Annotated in this window: 15 protein-coding genes; 13 read left to right on the forward strand and 2 right to left on the reverse strand. The window is 56.0% G+C overall.

The features are described 5' to 3' along the window. Positions 1-718: 718 nt before the first annotated feature. On the reverse strand, positions 719-1,546 hold the full coding sequence (gene trfA, locus JN12_RS07470; protein ID WP_342795409.1) for a plasmid replication initiator TrfA: 828 nt from the start codon (positions 1,544-1,546) through the stop codon (positions 719-721). Between the two features lie 214 nt (positions 1,547-1,760). Beyond that, entirely contained in the window at positions 1,761-1,970 is a 210-nt protein-coding gene (locus tag JN12_RS07475; protein WP_145020559.1) for a helix-turn-helix transcriptional regulator, read from the reverse strand. A 331-nt stretch (positions 1,971-2,301) separates the two neighbouring features. Here JN12_RS07475 and JN12_RS07480 point away from each other — a divergent pair, with 331 nt between their 5' ends. The 13 genes from JN12_RS07480 (at position 2,302) to JN12_RS21325 (ending at position 19,395) form a co-directional block, all read left to right on the forward strand. Then, positions 2,302-2,907 carry an OmpA family protein gene (locus JN12_RS07480; RefSeq protein WP_145020562.1) on the forward strand — a complete coding sequence of 202 codons (606 nt, stop codon included), beginning with the start codon at positions 2,302-2,304 and terminating at the stop codon, positions 2,905-2,907. Beyond that, positions 2,904-3,638, forward strand: a complete 735-nt coding sequence (locus JN12_RS07485; RefSeq protein WP_145020565.1) for a DsbC family protein — start codon at positions 2,904-2,906, stop codon at positions 3,636-3,638. Before JN12_RS07480 ends, JN12_RS07485 begins: the two co-directional genes overlap by 4 nt. 71 nt (positions 3,639-3,709) lie before the next feature. Then, positions 3,710-4,018, forward strand: coding sequence for a hypothetical protein (locus JN12_RS07490; protein WP_145020568.1), 309 nt, complete (start codon positions 3,710-3,712; stop codon positions 4,016-4,018). Between the two features lie 66 nt (positions 4,019-4,084). Continuing rightward, entirely contained in the window at positions 4,085-4,354 is a 270-nt protein-coding gene (locus tag JN12_RS07495; RefSeq protein ID WP_145020571.1) for a type IV conjugative transfer system protein TraL, read from the forward strand. A gap of 12 nt (positions 4,355-4,366) precedes the next feature. Beyond that, positions 4,367-4,948: a type IV conjugative transfer system protein TraE gene (locus tag JN12_RS07500; RefSeq protein ID WP_145020574.1), complete on the forward strand. Its 582-nt coding sequence runs from the start codon at positions 4,367-4,369 to the stop codon at positions 4,946-4,948. Between the two features lie 10 nt (positions 4,949-4,958). Further along, the gene (locus tag JN12_RS07505) at positions 4,959-5,918 is read left to right on the forward strand and encodes a type-F conjugative transfer system secretin TraK (RefSeq protein WP_145020577.1); all 960 of its coding nucleotides are present in this window, start codon (positions 4,959-4,961) and stop codon (positions 5,916-5,918) included. After that, positions 5,908-7,194, forward strand: coding sequence for a TraB/VirB10 family protein (locus JN12_RS07510; protein WP_145020580.1), 1,287 nt, complete (start codon positions 5,908-5,910; stop codon positions 7,192-7,194). The genes JN12_RS07505 and JN12_RS07510 overlap by 11 nt, the downstream gene beginning before the upstream one ends. Then, positions 7,191-7,757, forward strand: coding sequence for a type IV conjugative transfer system lipoprotein TraV (traV, locus tag JN12_RS07515; RefSeq protein WP_145020583.1), 567 nt, complete (start codon positions 7,191-7,193; stop codon positions 7,755-7,757). The genes JN12_RS07510 and traV overlap by 4 nt, the downstream gene beginning before the upstream one ends. A gap of 1 nt (position 7,758) precedes the next feature. After that, on the forward strand, positions 7,759-10,215 hold the full coding sequence (locus tag JN12_RS07520; protein WP_246125785.1) for a TraC family protein: 2,457 nt from the start codon (positions 7,759-7,761) through the stop codon (positions 10,213-10,215). Then, positions 10,175-12,172: a hypothetical protein gene (locus JN12_RS07525; RefSeq protein ID WP_246125786.1), complete on the forward strand. Its 1,998-nt coding sequence runs from the start codon at positions 10,175-10,177 to the stop codon at positions 12,170-12,172. The genes JN12_RS07520 and JN12_RS07525 overlap by 41 nt, the downstream gene beginning before the upstream one ends. Positions 12,173-12,188: 16 nt before the next feature. Continuing rightward, entirely contained in the window at positions 12,189-16,772 is a 4,584-nt protein-coding gene (traN, locus tag JN12_RS07530; RefSeq protein WP_145020591.1) for a conjugal transfer protein TraN, read from the forward strand. After that, positions 16,772-17,428, forward strand: coding sequence for a hypothetical protein (locus JN12_RS07535; RefSeq protein ID WP_145020593.1), 657 nt, complete (start codon positions 16,772-16,774; stop codon positions 17,426-17,428). The genes traN and JN12_RS07535 overlap by 1 nt, the downstream gene beginning before the upstream one ends. Beyond that, the gene (locus tag JN12_RS21325; protein WP_456237311.1) at positions 17,425-19,395 is read left to right on the forward strand and encodes a TrbC family F-type conjugative pilus assembly protein; all 1,971 of its coding nucleotides are present in this window, start codon (positions 17,425-17,427) and stop codon (positions 19,393-19,395) included. The genes JN12_RS07535 and JN12_RS21325 overlap by 4 nt, the downstream gene beginning before the upstream one ends. Positions 19,396-19,432 lie beyond the last annotated feature (37 nt).

Raw genomic sequence — 19,432 nt, forward strand, 5'->3', positions numbered from 1 at the left:
GTTCAGAGCCTGGCCGTGCCAGGACGAAATCTGGTATAGGGGTTCAGTGGACTAAAGCCGGGTAATGAACTGCCTTCTGTCCGGTTTTAGACGCACTGGTCCCTCCTGCATGTTTTTGTGCAGTAAAGCCCGAGTTTTTTGATCTACGAGGGAGACTTACTTCAGCTTCACGCCAAGGTATGAAGCAATGCGGATAATGTCCTCTGGTGAAGCGCTCTTTCTCAGATGGTCTTCAACTTTTCTCCGGATTCTGGCTGTGTCCCATTCGGGGCGAATCTGGATTCCGCATATGTGGATCGAACCGTCCAAGGCTAATGAAACAGCCCGATCCCAGCACGCCTGCTCTATAACATTGATGTCTGGAATGCCGTCGACGAGAGCATACGTACCTTCTGTACATGTGATTGTCTGTCGTGTTCGCCGTAGATACGAAATAACGGTTTTCATTGCTTCATTCGGGAACAGGCACTTCATCTTTCTTCCTAACAATCATTCGAACGCTCCTTTATTGGTTAAAAAAAGGTTAGATAATGGTTAGAGGGTTGTGGAAAACTACGTAACATCCTGAATGCCTTTGCTTTCCTAGAATATGGCTGTAGGTCTAAGGTCAATGTTCCGGTAAGTCAAAGGTCAATAACTGCGTCGGTCAAAAGTCAGTAGCAGTAGGTCAAAAGTCAATACCGGGTCGGTCATAGGTCAATGTCCGGTCGGTCATAGGTCAATACTTCCTCTTGACCAGCACCAGATCCTCCTTGAACTCCCACGTTTCCAGGAAACCGATCTTGCCGAGCAGGTCGAGAGCCTTCTTCAACTCGACTTTGAAATGTTTCGTGGACATTTCCGATCCGCAAAGCTGCACCAGGGTGGCAAGCTTCACTGGGTACGGCTGACGGTGGCTGGCCCAGTAGCCAAAGAGCTTCGAGGCAATGCCATCGGGCAGGGACTTTCTGAGTTCCCAGTTCATTCTCGTCAGGAACTCCTCATCGAACAGAAGCCGCATCTCCTCGCCGACCCAAACCTGCCATCGCGGCAGATTCTCGTTCTGCTCGTTTCGGGACCTGAACTTGAGAATCAGCGAGACACTGATGAAGCATCCCAGGCGCTTCGATTGGATCCGTATTGCCGTTGCCTGCATGCGGCTGAAGGAGATGCGGAGCCTCTCGTAGCTTTGTCCCTTGATCGGCCAACCAATAGTCTTGACAAAGGAGTAAGGGGTGAACTCGACACACTCCCCAAGCGGGAGCTTCTTTATCAGATGCATGAGGTGTAGCCAGACCAACTCATCGTCCTGACGCAATTCCTCGCCGCGGTAGATGACTTGCCCGTCGCCGATCAAGGCAATTTCGATATCCTTCATGAACATCCGCGGCTGCTTACGGTTGCGGCAATTGAACAGGGCTGATCTCAGGATTTCATTCGGCATCGCTCGCTGTCCTTCCGGCCAGTCAGGGAGGTATTTCGGCCTGGAGGCTAGGCTTGCCAGTATCTGCTCAAATGATTCGCTGATATCGGATGCGTTGGAATTGAAACGGAGGGAACCGGCTATTTGAGGACGGGGTTTATCATGCAACCGACACCTCCTTTGATGACGAAAGAGGGTGCCCGGTATTCATTTGATCTTCGAGATACTTTCTGAATAACTGGCGTACAAGAGCGCGGCGTATGAAATCCTTCATTCGCTCGAATCTGGCATCCGGAACCGGCAAATTCTTGTACTTGAACGTCATCTCCATAAGTGCATCCATCGACCGTGCGGTACTTCAGTTGCCAGTTGCGCTGGCTGGGTCAATCATTTTTGCTTCCTCCTTTTTCCCCTCCAGCCAGGACTCGACATCTTCGCGCCGCCAACGTTTGCAGCCCAAAAGTACCACCGGCTTAGGGAAGTCTTTGTGTCTCCGCATTCTCCAGAGTGTCGCCCTCGATATCTTCATGAATTCCATAAGATCATCCTGTCTCAGCAAATCGTTCATCGTCTTGCCTCCGTTCGAAATGTTTCCTGCTATTTAAATAATCACGAGGGGGGGAAGGCAAAAAGTTCAATAAATGCTGTAATGGCGTGACAATTGCCTGAAATTGAAAGCAATTATTTTTATAACCGTATATTTCCTCTCCACACCTCCTCAATCCGCAGTTAACACTCCTCAAGTCTAATGCATTGAAAATACCGATAGTTAGCAAGGCACTGCTCACGTCGATTCAACATGCGGCCACCATTGCTCAGGCAAGTTTTTGCGGCTGTTCGCCCAAGTCACCTTCCCCCCCTCGTGATTATCTATGTGAACGAATCATCTCGGAGGTCACATGCTGGGAAAACTTTCCTTTGCCGGACTCGCACTGCTCATTCCAATGGCGGGCAATGCCGCAGAAATTCATCAAAGGCCTTTCAGTTATGGCCAGGAGGTCGCCCGAGCCCAGGAAAACGATGCTTTCGTTGTTTGTTCGAATTGCCCCGACGATCAGCTCTCGATACTCCCTGCCTCACCTAAACTGGCTTTGCGTTTGAGCTCTGGTGAAGCCCCGCCGGTTCAGACGGTTGCCAAACAATCAGAGGCAAAGCCTGAATCGAACCTAGAGAAGGGATGTGTCTCATGTCTTTTGGGTGCGATTCACTTCCCATTCGACAGTGCGGAGATAACGGAAAAGGAGCGATCACGGCTTGATGAACTCATCCGGAGTATCCCGGGTAGTGGCGCTGTCAAACTGAGTGGCTACACCTGTGATCTTGGCACCTCTTCCCACAACATGGGTCTGTCGCTCAGAAGGGCAAGAGGGGTCGCTTCGTACCTGAAAGGGAAAGGGATATCCGTGGGGAAGGTGGAAGGCCTGGGCAAGTGCTGTCCGGTGTCCGATGACAGGCATCTCAACCGAAGGGTCGAGATAACCACACAGCAAAAGGAGGAGAAGTGAGAATTCTGAAGAGAAAGAAACCCAAGATCGGAGGGCTGATATTGGTCGTAATCATAACGGCGGGTTTTGCCGCCGCTAAAGAAGACTTCAAGACCGAGACGGACAATCTCAAGAAGAACTTTCCGAACCTGAGAGTGGACAGCGTCAAAGAGTCACCGATCAAGGGGCTTTACGAAATCGTTGCCGGGAACCAGGTTTTCTACTTCAGCCCGGACGGGTACCTCATGTTCGGTGAGCTTTGGTCAAAAGATGGCAAAAACCTGACCGCGGAGATGCGGGAAAAGGTTCTCTCCGAAAAAGTGAAGAGCATCCCCCTGGACAAGGCCCTCAAAATCGGCTCCGGCCCCCGGCAGGTCATCGAGTTCACCGACCCCGACTGTCCCTATTGCCGAAAGGTAGACGAATTCCTGGCAAAACGGACAGACGTAACCCGTTACGTATTCTTTTTCCCTCTCAGGCAGATCCATCCCGATGCTGAAAAGAAGGCGCGCTACATCCTGTCGCAGAAAGACAGGGAAAAGGCTCTTCGTGAAGTGGTGAGCGGAGCCTTGGATGGCAAGCCTGCGCCGGAGTCTGTTCACCAGGACGCAGTGCTGGAAGAGATGGAACAGGTTGCCAAGAGTGTCGGAGTCCGCGGCACCCCGGCGCTCTGGATCGACGGCACGGCCGTCAATGGAGCAGACATTCCCCGCATCACGGCGCTGCTTGATGGGAAGGAGGTGAAACAATGAAGGCGCATAGCTAGTTGCAGGAAATTTTGAACATCGACCGCAACCATTCAATCAAGGAGGAGCACTACGTAATGAAGAGTCTACAGATGAAGAAATTCTCCCTCATGGCCGCAGTCGCCGCCATGTTCACCTTCTTCGCAACCCAGGCCATGGCGATTACCGCACCGGTGGCCGGTTCATTCGGTTACGAGGCGTACAACTTCCTGGTAACCACCCTGTTGAAGGGTCCGTTCGGCGCTATTTCCGCCATTCTCCTGTTTCTGGTGACGATCATCCTGTTCGTCCAACAGAAGATCGTGCCGGCGGTCGTTTGTCTGACTGCGGCGATCGTGCTCATCAACACCGCAAACATGATTGTGGCCCTTGGCGCAGTCTACTGATGCTGACTTTGGGGGGGATGCTTATCCCCCCCATCGCAACTATCCGTCTCTCCTGGAGCATATCGCATGAATGAAGTCCGCTTTCCCCAATACCTGAACAAGCCTTTCCAGGTTCTCTTCTTCGAGCCGGACGACATGGCCTTCATGGTTGTTGGATACATACTCGCGCAAAAGTTCGGCGGTATCTTCTGGTCGGTGATGATTCTGCTTCCGTGGGGTTATGGCCGCCTGAAGCACAACTATCCGAGAGGCTTGCTGCGCCACACGCTCTATTTTGTCGGGGTTGCGCCGCTTAAGCGCTATCCGCACTTTTTCCAGAACAAGTTCATCGACTGATTGGAGGCAGCAGTGGAACTAAAGTTGTTTACCAGCAAGGCCGCAAATACCTTCGCGGAAAACCGAATGTTGAAATTCACCATACTGGTCCTTATGGCGGCAGTACTCATTCTTTCAGTCTGTGTCGTAACAGCAATGAATAAAGAACGGGTGATCTTGGTCCCGCCGGTCATCAATTCAAAAGTGATGATTACCGGCGAACACGCAAATGAAGATTATCTGCGCGAATTCACCCGCTACATCGTGAGTCTTGCGCTCACCTACAATCCCGCCAATGCCAGGAGCCAGTTCAGCGAACTCCTTGCCGTCTATGACCCGGCAGGCTTTCCGAACGCCCGGAAGGAATTGTACGAACTGGCCGACAAAATCGAGAATACCAGGGCCTCCAGCGCCTTTCACATACAGTCCATGACTAACAATTCGGAAAAGAATCAGGTCGAGGTGCTGGGGGCAAAAATGACCTATATCGGCGAGATGAAGGCCGACATTGTCCAGGCCTCCTACATCATCGAATACCGGTTCGACAACGGAAAATTCATTCTCACCCGGCTCTACGAAAAAACTGCCGGAGCAAACAACCCAAATTCAAAGTAAAGGGGGCGTGATGTACAGGGCTCTGATAGTTGCAGCTTTGATGCTGCCTGCAATTGCCAATGCCGCGGAGCGTGGCGCAACGCCAGCCGATCCCGGTGATGCGAAAAGGAGGCTTGCTGCCGTGACCGATGTGAAGGGGGACGAGGGGGGCCCGGAAGGCGAGTGGCCGACGGTCATCCCTCCCGAGGTTGCAACGAAAATCCGCCTGTCCAGTTCCGACCTGAACCGGATCTCCTGCTCTTCCGAGATCAAGGACGCCCTCACCTCCACGGAAAAGGGGGTCGTCATCAAGATCACCGGCAAGGATGCCTTTATCAAATTCAAGGTGACGAAACGTGGCGACAAGTTGGTCTACTCCACAACCCCGACGGAACTCTACGTTGTCTGTGGCGATGAAACCTACTCCATGGTCGCCGTGCCGCAACGGGTTCCCTCCCAGACCATCAGGCTTTCCTCCGGAAAAGAGCGAAAGATCAAGGACAACGCTGCGCTCTACTCGGGACTTCCCTTCGAGAAGATGATGCTGAAGGCGATTCAGGATGTCTATACGGAGCAGATCCCCGAATCCTACACCGTTTCTAAACCGGATACGCGCATCGATGCTTTCAAGGAAGTCCGGATGGTGCTGAAACGGGTCGTGGATGTGGAAGGAGAAGGGCTTCGGATCAAGGAATACCTGGTGTCTCTGAAAGACGGCACCAAGGAATTCAGGATGAACGAGAAGATGTTTATTCGGACCGGGTTGGCGGAAAACCCGGTGGCGATCTCGCTTGAGCGCCACATCCTGCGTCCCGGTGACACGATCAGGGCCTTTGTCGTGGAGCAACGGGGCGAGCGGCAAGGCTTCTCCGGCAAGCTGGAGTCCGATCTCCCGGTTTTGGAAAACCCTAAACAGGATAGAAAAGCCTCTCCCGAAAAAGGCGTGCAGAAAGCCCCGACTGAAAGGCAGGAGGGCGATGATGAAAAATAAGTTCAAGGCCTTCTGGAGCAGGCTGAATTCCAAGCAGCGCCGCAATTTCGTGACGGTAACGGTTGGCTGTGTGCTCATCGGATTCAGTCTGGGGGGCTATCTCGCCACGAGGGGAAAGGCGACTGCGCCTCTGGATACTAAAAAGTCGATGGATCTGGCGCTGGAGCCGAAACTGCTGGAGAAAACCCAGTTTCTCGAGACCCAGAAAGAAATGGCCAGGAAAGACGAGGAAAACCGCCAGCTCAAACAGCAGATGGAAGCGATAAAGAACGGCGCAGGCGGCGCTGGAAGCGTACCTTCGCCTGTCGCTTCTGCAACGCCACAACCTGGCCAGCCACCTGTTCCCGGCCAACCCGTCCCTGTTGCACAGGGAAGCGGATCGCAGGCGATTCCTGGGGCCGTTGCAGCCGGACGGAAAGGCGCGAAGGGATCAGGAGCTTTCACCTCGCCTCCGCCCCCGAGTCTCTCGAAGGGAACTCTCCTTCTGCCGCCACCACCTCCCTTGCCGGCAGGTGATCAGGCAGGTCAGTCCGCGATGCCTCCTGAAACGGAGATAGGCGATATTTCACTCGTATCGAGCAGCGGCCAATCAAAAACCCCGCCTGCCGAGGATAAAAAAAAAGAGACGACAGCCATGTATTTACCCCCTTCTTTCATGGAGGCGATTCTGCTCAGTGGCTTGGACGCCCCTACTTCATCGGACGCCAAAGGTAATCCGGTTCCGGCGCTGCTGAAGGTAAAAACTCCGGCCTTTCTCCCCAACTCCGTCCGTGCCGACCTGAAGGGTTGTTACGTGATTGCAGATGGCAGAGGGAATCTCGCCACGGAGCGCGCAGAGCTTTTGCTGGTCTCCCTGTCGTGTCTCGACAGGAAAGGAAGAGCGGTCATCGACCAGAAGGTGAAGGGGTTCGTGGTGGACCAGGACTCGAAAATCGGACTCCGGGGACGTGTGGTTGCCAAGATGGGGAGCATGATCGCCCGGTCCATGATTGCTGGTTTCTTCGGTGGCGTGGGAGATGTCATCAGATCTTCGGCGACCACCACCGCCATCAGCCCATTGGGAACTACCCAGACGATCGGAGCCGCCGACCTGGCCAAGGCAGGGGTAGGTAACGGTCTGGCCAACGGGTTCAAGGACATCGAGAAGTTCTATATGGAACTGGCCCACCAGACCATGCCGGTTATTGAAGTTTCCGCGGCAAAGCCCGTAACGCTGGTGATCAGTGAAGGGGTGAATCTGGAAATAAAGAAGCTTCGCAAGGGAGGCGTTAAGTGAAGAAAGCGCTCTATTTAATCATAGCAACAGCTCTTATGTGCGGTTGTTCCATGATCAATCCGTATCAAAGCGAATTCAGCTGTCCTGACACCTTCAAGGGGAAATGTGCCTCGGTCCGTGAGGTTTACCTTGAGGATGCAGCCAGAAGCCAACAGAACAGTGCGGAACAGAACAAGGCGGAAAAGCCGGTAGCAAAACCCGGCTGCACAACTACGTACAGCGGCATGGAAGACGAAGGCATGGTTACCACCTGTACCGATGCCGTCCCGGCAAACACTGGTGCCATGTCTGCCGGAAGCGCAACGGCAGCTCTTCCGGTCGCCGGGAACCCGGAAGATAGGAGCTACAACCAGTACCGTTCCGCGCTGTTCGACAAGTTCAGCGGTCTCCTCAAGGAACCGAAGACGCCGATAGTCGCTCCTCCCAAAGTCATGCGCGTTTTGCTCCTGCCGTACACCGGTCAGGAGAATGAGTTCTACATGCTCCGCTATGTCTATTTCTTCGTGGACAAGCCGCGCTGGATCCTGGGGGATTCCGTCACAGCCGATGGGGAGGATGAATAGCGTGGGTTTGCTTGCGAAGATATTCGGTGGCGCTGAGGCCGGGCCGGCGATTGACGACATCGTGTCAATGGCGGAACGGGACAAGCTGGGTATGTTCTTCCCCTGGATCGCCTATGACGAACAGGAGAATTGCTACTTCAATGCGGACGACACGATTGGAATGATGTGGGAGTGTTCACCGCTCTGTTTTGCCGGGGAGACGACGATTACCACCTTGCAGGCGCTGTTCCGGCTGAGCGTTCCGGAGAGGACAGTCATCCAGTTCATCCTTTATGCCGACCCCCATGTAAGGCCAATCCTCGACGACTTCAAGGCGATGAAATCCCGGGATATGAACCTGGTGCGGGAGGTTAACGACAACCTCGCCCGTTTCTACGAAGGGGGGGCTGAAGGGCTGACTAGTCTCAACGGCATCCCGGTCCGAAATTTCCGGGCCTTCTTCACGATCAAGTTCCCGGTGGCTGACGTGGAAAAACTCAACCTGGGAGAGATCCGGGGAACGATCCAGGAAACTCTGCAGGGGGCGGGCCTCCATCCCGAAAATGTCGATCCGTCATATCTTCTCGACTGGATGCGCCGAGTGTTCAACGAAGAAGTGTCGCTAAACAACGATGCCTACGATGAATCGAAAGAGATCCGCAGGCAGGTGCTCTTCTCTACCCCCGTGGAAACCAAGTTCTCCCGGATTGAAATCGGAAAGAAATATTTCCGCTGCATCACCCCTCGCGTCTACCCGAAAACAGGGACCATCATCCAGACCAACAAGCTCTTCGGCGGCATCATGGGGCAGCTTACCGACGGGGACCAGATCAGGACGCCATTTCTCTACAGTATCAATGTCCTGATGAAGAACCAGAAGTCGAAACTCCACACCAAGTGCAACGTCATCCTTCAGCAGAAAGGGGTCGGCTCCTTCGCCCCGTCTCTTGCCCGGAAACAGGAAGAGCACATGTGGGCTGCCGACGAACTGGAACGGGGAACGCTCTTCCTCAAGGTGATCCCGACGCTATGGGTCTTTGGCAGCGATGAACGGCTGGTGAACGAATCCGTAACCCGGTCGAAGCGGGTCTGGGAGGGACAGAATTTTGTGATGCAGGAGGATAAGGGAATACTCATGCCGCTGTTCCTGCTGTCGCTGCCGTTCGGCTTTTACGACGTGAAAGGGAATCTGGAAACCCTGGACCGGGACCATGTAATGCCGGTTGACTCCATCGCCGTGACCCTCCCGATCCAGGGAGACTTCGCCGGTCTCGGCAGACCCGCCATGCTCTTTACCGCCCGCAAGGGGCAGCTTTTCGGGCTCGATATCTATCACAAGAAGGGTGTCAACAACCATAACGCCCTCATCTGCGGTACCTCGGGGGGTGGCAAGAGCTTTTTCCTCAACTATCTTCTCTTCAACTACTACGCCATGAACGCCAAGATCAGGGTGATCGATATCGGGGGAAGCTACAAGAAGATGACCACCCTCTGCGGAGCCCGTTACCTCGACTTCTCGGAAGAATCCCAGGTCTGTCTAAACCCGTTCACCCACATTGTCGATGTGGAACACGACATCCCCACCATCGCGCCGATCGTGGCGCAGATGATCTTTTCTTCCGGCAACAACAGTCCCAGCGAAACTGAGATGACCTTGATTACTCAAGCGGTCCGGTGGGCATGGGACCAGGAAGGGCCGTCCGCCTGCATCGACACGGTGTACGAATACCTGGCCAACTTCGACAGCTATTCGTCCGCAGGAGGCGAAATCAGGGAGGCAGCCACGCGACTGGCCTTCAACCTGGCCGACTTTCGCAGCAGCGGCGCCTTCGGGAGGTTCTTCAACGGCAGGAGCAACTTCGACATCTCCAACGACGATTTCGTGGTCCTTGAGCTCGAACACCTTTTGCCGAAGAAGGCACTTTTCAAGGTTGTCACCCTTCAGGTGATCAATGCGGTCACCATGGACCTGTACCTTTCCGACCGTTCCGACCGGCGCCTTGTCTGCTTCGACGAGGCATGGCAGTTCCTCGGTGAGAGTTCAACCCTCAAACAGGTCATCGAGGAGGGATACAGGAGGGCGAGAAAGTACCACGGCTCCTTCACTATCTGCCTGCAGTCGGTCCTCGATACCCTCCGGTTCGGGGCGGTCGGCAACGTAATCCGGGAAAATTCCGCCTTCAAGTTCTACCTGGAATCGACGGCCTTCGAGGAAGCGAAGAACCAGGGGGTGCTGGACTACGACGACTTCACCATGAAGATCCTGAAGTCGACCAAGAGTCTGAAGCCGAAATACTCCGAAATTTTCATGGACACGCCGCTGGGGATCGGAGTCGGCAGGCTCACCGTCGATCCTTTTTCGTACTATGCTTTCACTTCCGACGGCGAGGAGATCGCGGAAATCGACATGATGGTGCATGCGGGGATGAGTTATGAGGATGCCATTCGTGAGATGGTCAGAAAATATCGCAGCAATTAGCCTCATTCTTGCCGTGATGACCGGCAGCGCCTTTGCCGGAACCTATGACGACGGTAAGACGGCCGGATCAGCGGCGGCGCAATCGGCGCTCTCTCAATTCGGGAGCCGGGATCTGGCGAACCAGAACATTTCCCAGCCGATGACGAGCCCGACCACTCTGATGCGGACGGTAGACGGCTCGCAAAGCTTCCAGGCAAATCTCACTGCGCCGGCATCGGCCAAATTTCTGGAACTCTTCATCCAGCCTGCCGGGACCGGCGATCTGCAAAAGGTGATGATCAGTCAGGACCTCAATACCGATGGAACTTTCGATTATGTCTATAACCTGCCGCGGCCCGTTTCCGGAGTCTGCGGCAACGGCTACATAGCCTGTGATCCGGCGACATGGAACCACTGCCAGTATTTCAAATGGGTTGCCGGTCCTGACGGGAAAATTGCGGACGTTGCCGCGTCGATTACCGATCTCGGCGGCTGTTACTGCATTAACAGCAGTTGCGGCAGCAATCTCGTCTGGTCCAACAGCTCCGTAATCCTCCAGGACCTCGGCGGCGGTATCGTCAACGCCATCCACAACGGCAATACGGCGTTTACCATCACCAACGTGAGTTACGACCTCACGACCATCGACTACTACGGCCGGGCTACGGGGAACGCAACGACCGCCACCGGCTCGGTCGCTTCCCTTGTCTCATCACCTACGGTCAGCACCCTCACCGGCTACTACAACAACTGGGGAGGGCTTACCAGTGCTCGAGACAATGCCGCCATCGCACAGGCCACCGATCCCCAAAGCCTCTACTACTTGATCTCGAATTCCGGGGCTGCCACCCAGGCAAGCGGAAAAATGAGCGCCTGCACCATGACACGAAACAGTTCGGTGCAGACTACCACCCGGACGGTTAACGATTCCGGGAACAGCCAGGCGTGCACCGATCACCTGATCTTTATCCAGGTCCATAAGGTCAGCGATTCCGAGTATCAGATGCAGTACATAGATACCGGCCCTGGTGGATTAGTAACGGCTCACGCCAACTGCGGCGACAATCCGGGCGGCAATGGCTGGCATACCATAAAGGACGTCGTTCTCTCTCCTCCCGACCCGAACAAGCTGGAAAAGATGATGCAGGCGAATTTGACCCTCTCCAACATCCAAGGCCCAGGCTGTTCCTCCGGCTCCGGCTCGGTGGATGGGATAGTCAATGGTTTCGACACCTCAATCCAGACCAGCACGGTATGTCCGGCTTCCGGCGCCCAGTTCCCGACGTTTAACTGGAGTTACTACTTTCAGCTCAAGACGGATCAGTACACAGAAGGGGTGGATGACCAGTGCAGCACTCTGGAAAACGACTCTTCCTGCCGGCTGCAAAGCGAGACGGTTGATGGGGTGCAGACTTTATCGAATTTCAACTCCACCGGCCTTACTCCTCTTCCGAGCTGCCGAAAGTTCACTGGCCAGGTCGGGACCAATACTATCTGTCGTGACTGGTGGCAGAAGAAACGTACCTATGTCTGCGGCAGCCAGGCCTATGATTTCTCCGCGATCGGGACCAGGTTCGGTACCGTCGTTACTTCTGCCACCGATAACACCAGCAGCCTCGACTTCCAGGACAGGATGCTCACGGCCGGTGGTTGGACCTCCGCAAGCGGGAGCATAGCACTCCCGGGACGAGACCCGTCAGCAACCTGCGAGCAGGCATGCAAGACCAGAATCCCGAAGAACGACACCCAGGTGACGGTTTCAGGAGACGTGACGACGATGCGGAATCCAGCTACCTCCTATGACTTCTTCTACAGGGTGTGCGACCAAGACAACCACTGTCCTGCCGGCCAAGGAGAAGAGATCGTCAAGGACTGCCAGTGCATCAACGAGTTTGCCGAGGCTGCGACGATCATCCAGACGCTCCGGGTGGCGGGGAAAGACACCATCTGCAGCACCGGCAACAAAAAACCGTTGTAGGTCGAGGTACGACAGCATGATTTTCCGACTCCTTTACGCCGTCATCTATTCGCTCCTGATTGTCGCGTTGACCGGCATCCCACAGACGGCCCTCGCCGTCGTCAGTTGCCAGGACGCAATCAATCCGAATACTTCGATCCGTTACATTGACTCCCTTGCAGCCATCTTCGGGTACAACGGTAAAACCTATGCCATTGCCAAGTCAGCGACCGGTGACACTTCCGATGCGGCAACTTTTTTCGATTTTTCGGCCAACATCACCCGCGCCTATTCCATGACCGGCGATAATACCGGGTCTCTGAAAAACCTCCTCTCCCTCGGCCAATACGGTGCGGCCATGCCGGTGAGGATCGACAGCGCCGACACCCAGAAATTCATCCTTTCCATATACGGCAAGTACCTGGGGAGCACCTACATCGACGCCTGGAAGGAGTTTGGCGCCGCTGGATTTACCTCCATCGACGGGTCCGCTCTTTCCTATACCAATTGGGCGTCTGCTGCCTATGCCGGCCCGGACCCGCAGGCAGTCATCATGGGTGCTGATGGAAAATGGACAAGCGGGCAGGACGGGGTAAGAACCACGCAGATTGTGCAATTCGACGAGGTTCTTGATTGTGCCGTATTGATGCCATCTCCCTCTGATCCGCCTCAGCCGGGGACCGGATCAGGGAGCGGCTCGACCACGACACAGACTCCAACTCCCGACCTGACAAAACCGGTCTGCGGCCAAGACCTCAACGGTAACGGGTATGCGGGCGACCCGGGTGAAACCGCCAACTGTCTCCAGACCGCCCAGGGTTTGCTCTGTCCCGTGGGTGCAGTCAACTGCGTGGAAAGCTATTCCGCTCCTGTCTGCCCTGCGGGCTCGACACTGAACACGTCGCGGGACATGTGCCAGGCCGACGCCACCGTGACGTGCGACGCAGGCTACACTTACGACGCCTCCATAGACAAATGCGTGGAGCCGGTCACCTGTCCGGACGGCGGCACCTTCAATCCGGTCACTGACCAGTGCGAAAAACTGGTGCTGAACGAGTGTCCCAGCGGCTACACCTATGACAGCACGCTTGATGTCTGCCGTAAGAGCGCGGACTGTGCCGGCGGTACGCTGAACCCGACGAAGGACCGCTGCGAGATTCCTCCCACATGGAACTGTCCGACCGGTTTTTCCTATAATTCGACCAGCGGGAAATGCGAGGCAAGCCCGTATTGTCCTTTCGGAACAACGTACAACACCACCCGCGACCGGTGCGAAGCGCCTCTTGGCAGCTGCCCTGCCGGCTACACCTACAATACCGTTCTCGATAAATGCACGGCTGCCGTGAACTGCCCGGCAGGGGGAAGTCTCAACGGGACCACGGACAAATGCGAGATAACCAGCTCTATATCGTGCCCCACCGGGACAACCTATAACGCGACCACCGGCAAATGCGAGTCTACCCCCACATGCGGCTCGCCGGGAACGTACAGCACGGCCTATGATCTCTGCCTCACGCCTTCGCCAGGGGCTATCTGTCCGACCGGCTATACGTACAATGCCACCTATGGCACCTGCATCTCCAGTCCCTCCTGTGTCGGCGGAACTTACAGCAACGTCAACAATCGGTGCGAGGCCACCCCATCGTACAGCTGTCCCGATGCCAGCTACACCTACAATTCCAGTGTCGGACGCTGTGAAAAGGCGCCTGTCTGCAGCCAGGGAACCTACAATACGACCTACAACGTCTGTCTCCAGAGCATAATCCATACCTGTCCCTCGGGCTACAGCTACAATTCTACGACCGGCCGCTGCGAGATGACGCCAACCTGTCCCTCCGGGACAACGTTCAACAGCATTACGAACCGGTGCGAAGCGTCGACGACGTCAATCACCGGTTATACCCAGCCGATTACGGGAAAGACGGAGATTATCAAGTACAAGGCCAGAGGGGACACGAGCACTGGAATCACGCAATACTCCACATCACCGCCGGCTCTCGACAGTCTGAGTTTCGACTTCATCCTGCAGAACGGCCAAGTAGTGCTCAAACAGGAGTGCGCTTGGGGGGGATCTGGCAATTGCGGCTGTCCCAGTCCTCACTGGAACGGGTGGTGTCGAGCGGGTACGGATTTAACTCAAACCACGAGTGGGAATACGTTGACCGTTACGGCCACCATCTATGACTGGGCTTATGACTGGAATTCGCCCTATTGCGCGGCTGGCTACACGTTGGCTGATGACGGCAATGGGGGTTATTACTGTGCCGGATGCCCAGTGACAAGCAGCTACTACGATTATGACCTGGGGCAGATGGTTACCTATACCTATTACAACTGCAGCGACACGGTCTATTACCCGACGTACAAGGTCTACACGACAGGAGCTGCGGCAAGCGCCGCTCTTTCCGAGTTTGTCTCATGCCCTGCCGGTTATACGTTAACGGGTCCGCCCAGTACATCCACATGCACGACGATCGTGAGCCAATGGGGCGTCCAGACGGGAATTACCGACTGCACGCAGGCAGGCCTTTATTCCTGCACTGCCCCAGTAAACGCCTGCAACTCCGGTTTCACGCTGTCGGGGAGCGTCTGCTACCAGAACCCCACCTGCCCGAATGGCAGTTTCGATTACGGCGCTCATGTCTGTTATGCCTCCTATACGCCTACTTGCCCGACCGGGACAACCTATGATAGCAGCATCGGCTCCTGCACCCTGACTCCGACTTGCAGCAACGGCCTTCTCGACGGCAACCGTGACGTCTGCTACCAGAGCGCCAACGCCGGTTGCGCCAGCGGCTATACCCTGTCCGGCGCCATCTGCACGGCAACCGCTTACTGCGCCAGTGGAGGGACCCTGGACGGCTCGATAGATTTCTGCAAGGCCACGGCGACCTGGAACTGCCCCTCCGGTTATTCCTACAGCGCCACGTATGGCCAGTGCTACCAGACCGCTAACTGCGGCGCCGGTTCGTTGAACGGCTCCCTCGATGTCTGCCAACAGTCTTACTCCCGGACCTGTCCGTCCGGATATACATTGAACGGGACCACCTGTCAGGCCACTCCAACGTGCGCCACCGGTGGAAGCTACAACGCTGCCCTCGACCTCTGCGATGGCGGCTCGAACGTCTGCAGCTCCCCGCTTGTTCTCGACCCCGCCGTGGACAAGTGCTACCAGACGGCAAGCTGTTCCGGTGGAACGCTAAATACCGCCACGGACAAATGCGAGGCGGCGGCCACCGCGAATTGCGGCACCTGGAGCTGGGACGGCAGCGCTCAAGTCTGCTATTCCCCGCCCGTCTGCAACCTGGGTGCATACGATGCCACGGCCAACGAATGCCGGGCGACAGTCACCAGAAATTGCGGCATCTACGGCTGGTCATCGACGCAAGGGAAATGCACCCAGCAGATCGTCTGCCCGAAGGACGGCGGATATGCGTTGAGCAACACGGTTGTCTATTCGCCCGCTCTCGACAAATGCGCCTCGGACGCCCAGCACACCTGTCCGGCCGGGACCACCTATAATGGCCTCCCAATTGAAAAATGCGAAGCAGTGCCGGTCTGCACCGGAGACGGCATCTACAATACAACGGTCCACAGTTGCTTCCTCGGAATGAACACCTGTCCCCTCGGCACCCAGTACAGCTGCATGAACAACCAGGGCACGATGCAGTGCTCGCCCAACCAGTGCTTCACTGCCGGGGCGAGCGGTACCGAGCAGATAACGACCATGGATGAGTCGATGATGCAGAACGACGGCCAGCGTGACCAGAACGGAAACTGCCTTGACCAGCTCTATGTCTTCAACGGCAAGGCTTCCCGCTGCCGTCCGCCCGGACTCACCGTGGGGTATCTCAATAATTGCTGTGACAGCGACAAGGTCGGCTCGGACGACATGGGGAGCAATATCTCCACGGTGGCTAACGGCATTCAGACCGCCTACGAAATAGGCCAGGTCGCCTACTATTCGAACCTGGTAACCAGTGGCGCAGCCACCCTGACTCCACTTGTAGGAACAACATCGGTAGGTATCGTGACTGCCACGGGGACCACGACGGTCAGCGGCGCCGTTGCCACCGGGGTATCCGCTGCTGCGGCGAGCGGGTCTACCGGGGTCGCAGCTATCGGGTCAGCCATGGAAGCCTATGTCGGCGCTCTCCTCAACCCGGCTACGATAGCCGTGGCTATCGTCGTCATGGTGGTGATGAAGGTCCTCTTCGGGAGCGGTTGCGATCAGGGGGATATCCAGACCGGAATGCAGGCCGCTTCCAAGGACTGCCACTATATCGGCGATTATTGCGAAAAGAAATGGCCCCTGGTCGGCTGTGTCCAGAAGGCGAAGAGTTACTGCTGTTTCAACACCAAGATGGCGCGGATCATCCACGAGCAGGGCCGCCCCCAGCTGGTTTCCTTCGGTACGGACGGTGGCTGGGGCGTACCGAGCGCTCCCAACTGCCGCGGCTTCACCCCTGATGAATTCCAGTACCTGGATTTCTCCCGGATCGACCTTTCGGAATACTTCGAGGACATTCAGAAAGACCTGAGTACGAAGATACAGGGGGCGCAGACGACGATCCAGAACAAGGTGCAGCAGCATTTCCAGGCGACGACGGGGGGTATTTGATGAAGGCGCTTTTCGTCGCGATGATGGTTGTTCTTGTTGCCTCTGCAGCCAATGCCAAAGAGTTGGGGACAGTCGGGGCGACATACGCAATTGCCGAGAAAGACGCACTTGTCGAGATCGAGCAGAAGGCGAAGAGCATCGACTGGAGCAAGGTGATAAAGAGGAAGCCGATTGAGGAATACAACGGCCCTGAGGATCGGATGAGCCTTCCCCGCGCCGCCAGGGACAGGAGCTTTCCGGTGGACATGACCTACACCCTGCAGATTGACATCCCGGACGGCAAGGGAGGGGTGCTCTATCCGAAAGGCTACACCTTCAACCCCCTCGATTACATCAACTTCAGCAAGACCCTGGTAGTCATCAGCGGGAGCGACTCGGAACAGGTGAAGTGGTTTGCCGCATCGGAATACAAGGGACGCGTCGATGTGATACTCCTCCTCACCGAGGGGCATTACGGCCGTCTGGGGAAGAAGCTCAATGTTCCCCTGTTCTATGCGGACTCACAGATCGTTGAGCGGCTGCACCTGGCGGCTGTGCCGTCAGTCGTCAAACAGGAAGGAAAGGAAATGGTGGTGAGAGAGATTGCCGTGCCTCGGGAAGCGCCAGGCAACTACAAAACCGGTGAACTGCCGACCAGCAGGAGAAACGTGGAATGAAGAAGAAAAAGCACGTCACAAGCGTCATTGTCATGCTGACAGCATCATGGCTGGCCACTGCTTCTGTTGTCCATGCAGGTTCGGCTTGCTCGGGTACGCCGATCAACCCGGTGACGGATATCTGTTGGCAGTGCATGTTCCCGGCTCAGATCGGCAGTGTTTCTTTCGGCATGGGTCAGGAGTCTGCGCCGGGTAACATCACCACGCCTGCCTGTGTCTGCCCGGACAGCAAGCAGGGGATCATTGCGGGACTCTCCGTCGCTTTCTGGGAACATGCGCGGATGATCGAAACAGTTAAGGACCCGTACTGTTTTCCGATCCTGGGCACCGGCATGACCAACCCGAAGCCCGGTTTTTCCTCCGGGACAGCCAGGGGCCCAGGTCATAACGATAACGAGTATTCGTTCCAGCAGGCTCACTACTACACCTTTCCGGCCTGGTCGATCCTGAAGCTCTTCATGGATTTCCCCTGCGCCGAGCAGGGTGGCTTCGATCTCGCCTACATGACCGAGGTGGACCCCATGTGGAATGACGACAGTCTCTCCTTCATCATCAATCCGGAGGCGCTGCTGTTCGGCAATCCCATTTCCCAGATTGCCTGCATAGCGGACAGTGTAGCGGCGACGGTCACCACCCCAATCGATCCCCTGTTCTGGTGCATGGGGTCGTGGGGGTCTTTCTACCCCCTTACCGGAAGCATGAATTCAAGCGAACCGTTGAGCGTCAATGCCGGCTTAGCGGCCCGGATGCTCTTCAAACTTGGGCGAGAGTCGCTACTGTTCGACACCGGCATCAACCAGTGCTCCTCCGGTGGGGTTATCACCCCGATTCTCGTGAAGAGCAACTATCGTCAAGCCGGTGCGCGGCACCGCCTGCAACCCCATCGGCCGTCCGTCACTGATCTGGGGCTCCGCCAAGAACCCGCCCTGGGGGGCCGGTACGAATTCGCCGGACAATTTTCTCTGGTCGATGACGAGAAGGAGGGTGTGTTGCGTAGGCTACGGGCTCAATTGATCGTTTATCTGCTGCTTGCGACCACCCAGCCGGCATTTGCCGCCGGGAAGTCCGGGTACATCGCCACTCCAGACGCCTGTTACGTGCCGGAAAAGGTGGAAGGTGAAGCTGTCCATCTGAAAAAGACCGGTGTTTGTGGAGGGCAGCCGGGCCGGGCGTTCGTCCAGACGGAACGGCAGACGTTGAAGGTCTTTGTGGAGGGGGAATTCTGGCAGGAGGTCAGAGTGGAAGAAATGAAGGTACCGGATGTGGCTGCTTCTTTGGCGCAGGCGGACCGGGTGGCGGGGACGGTGACGATCCCGAAAAACCGTTATGAGGATGAAATGAACGCAGTGGCCGGAACGCTCGATTCCTACTACCACTCGGATGAATTCCAGAGACGGGTCAAAAGTGAGACGGAAAGGATCAAGGCGCAGGTTTTCGGTGAGGACTTCGCCAGATTCTACCCCGATGACGTGACAAGTGAGCGCAAGGGGAAGCTCACCGGGTCGGAGAGGGTTTACGTCTTCATTTCTTCTTCCATGCCGCTGCAGACGGTGCGCAATTATGCCTCGTCCGTAGCGCGTCTGAGAGACCCCAGGATCGTGATGGTGATGAGGGGATTTGTTGGCGGCATGACCAGGATCCAGCCGACAATTCGCTTTGTGGCGGATGTTCTGAAAAAGCAGCCCTCATGTTCCCCGGCAGAAGGAGAATGCGCGATGCTCCCGGCAAACCTCGTCGTCGATCCGCTCCTCTATCGGCGCTACGCGATCGACAGGGTACCCGCCGTGGTCTTTGCCAGGGGGGTGAAGGCCGAGAATCCGGGCTTAAGCGAAGGTGATAGTAAAAATACAGAAGTTGCCGCTAGTTACACAGTTTATGGTGATGCATCACTTGAATACATCCTTCAGTCGATCGGACGGGAAAGCGGGTCATCATCGCTCAAGGAACTCCTTGTCTCCAGGGAGTAAATAAATATGTACGCATCTACGTATCCATGTTGCCGGA

The sequence above is a fragment of the Geobacter argillaceus genome (assembly GCF_007830735.1).
Classification (GTDB): Bacteria; Desulfobacterota; Desulfuromonadia; order Geobacterales; family DSM-12255; genus Geomobilibacter; species Geomobilibacter argillaceus.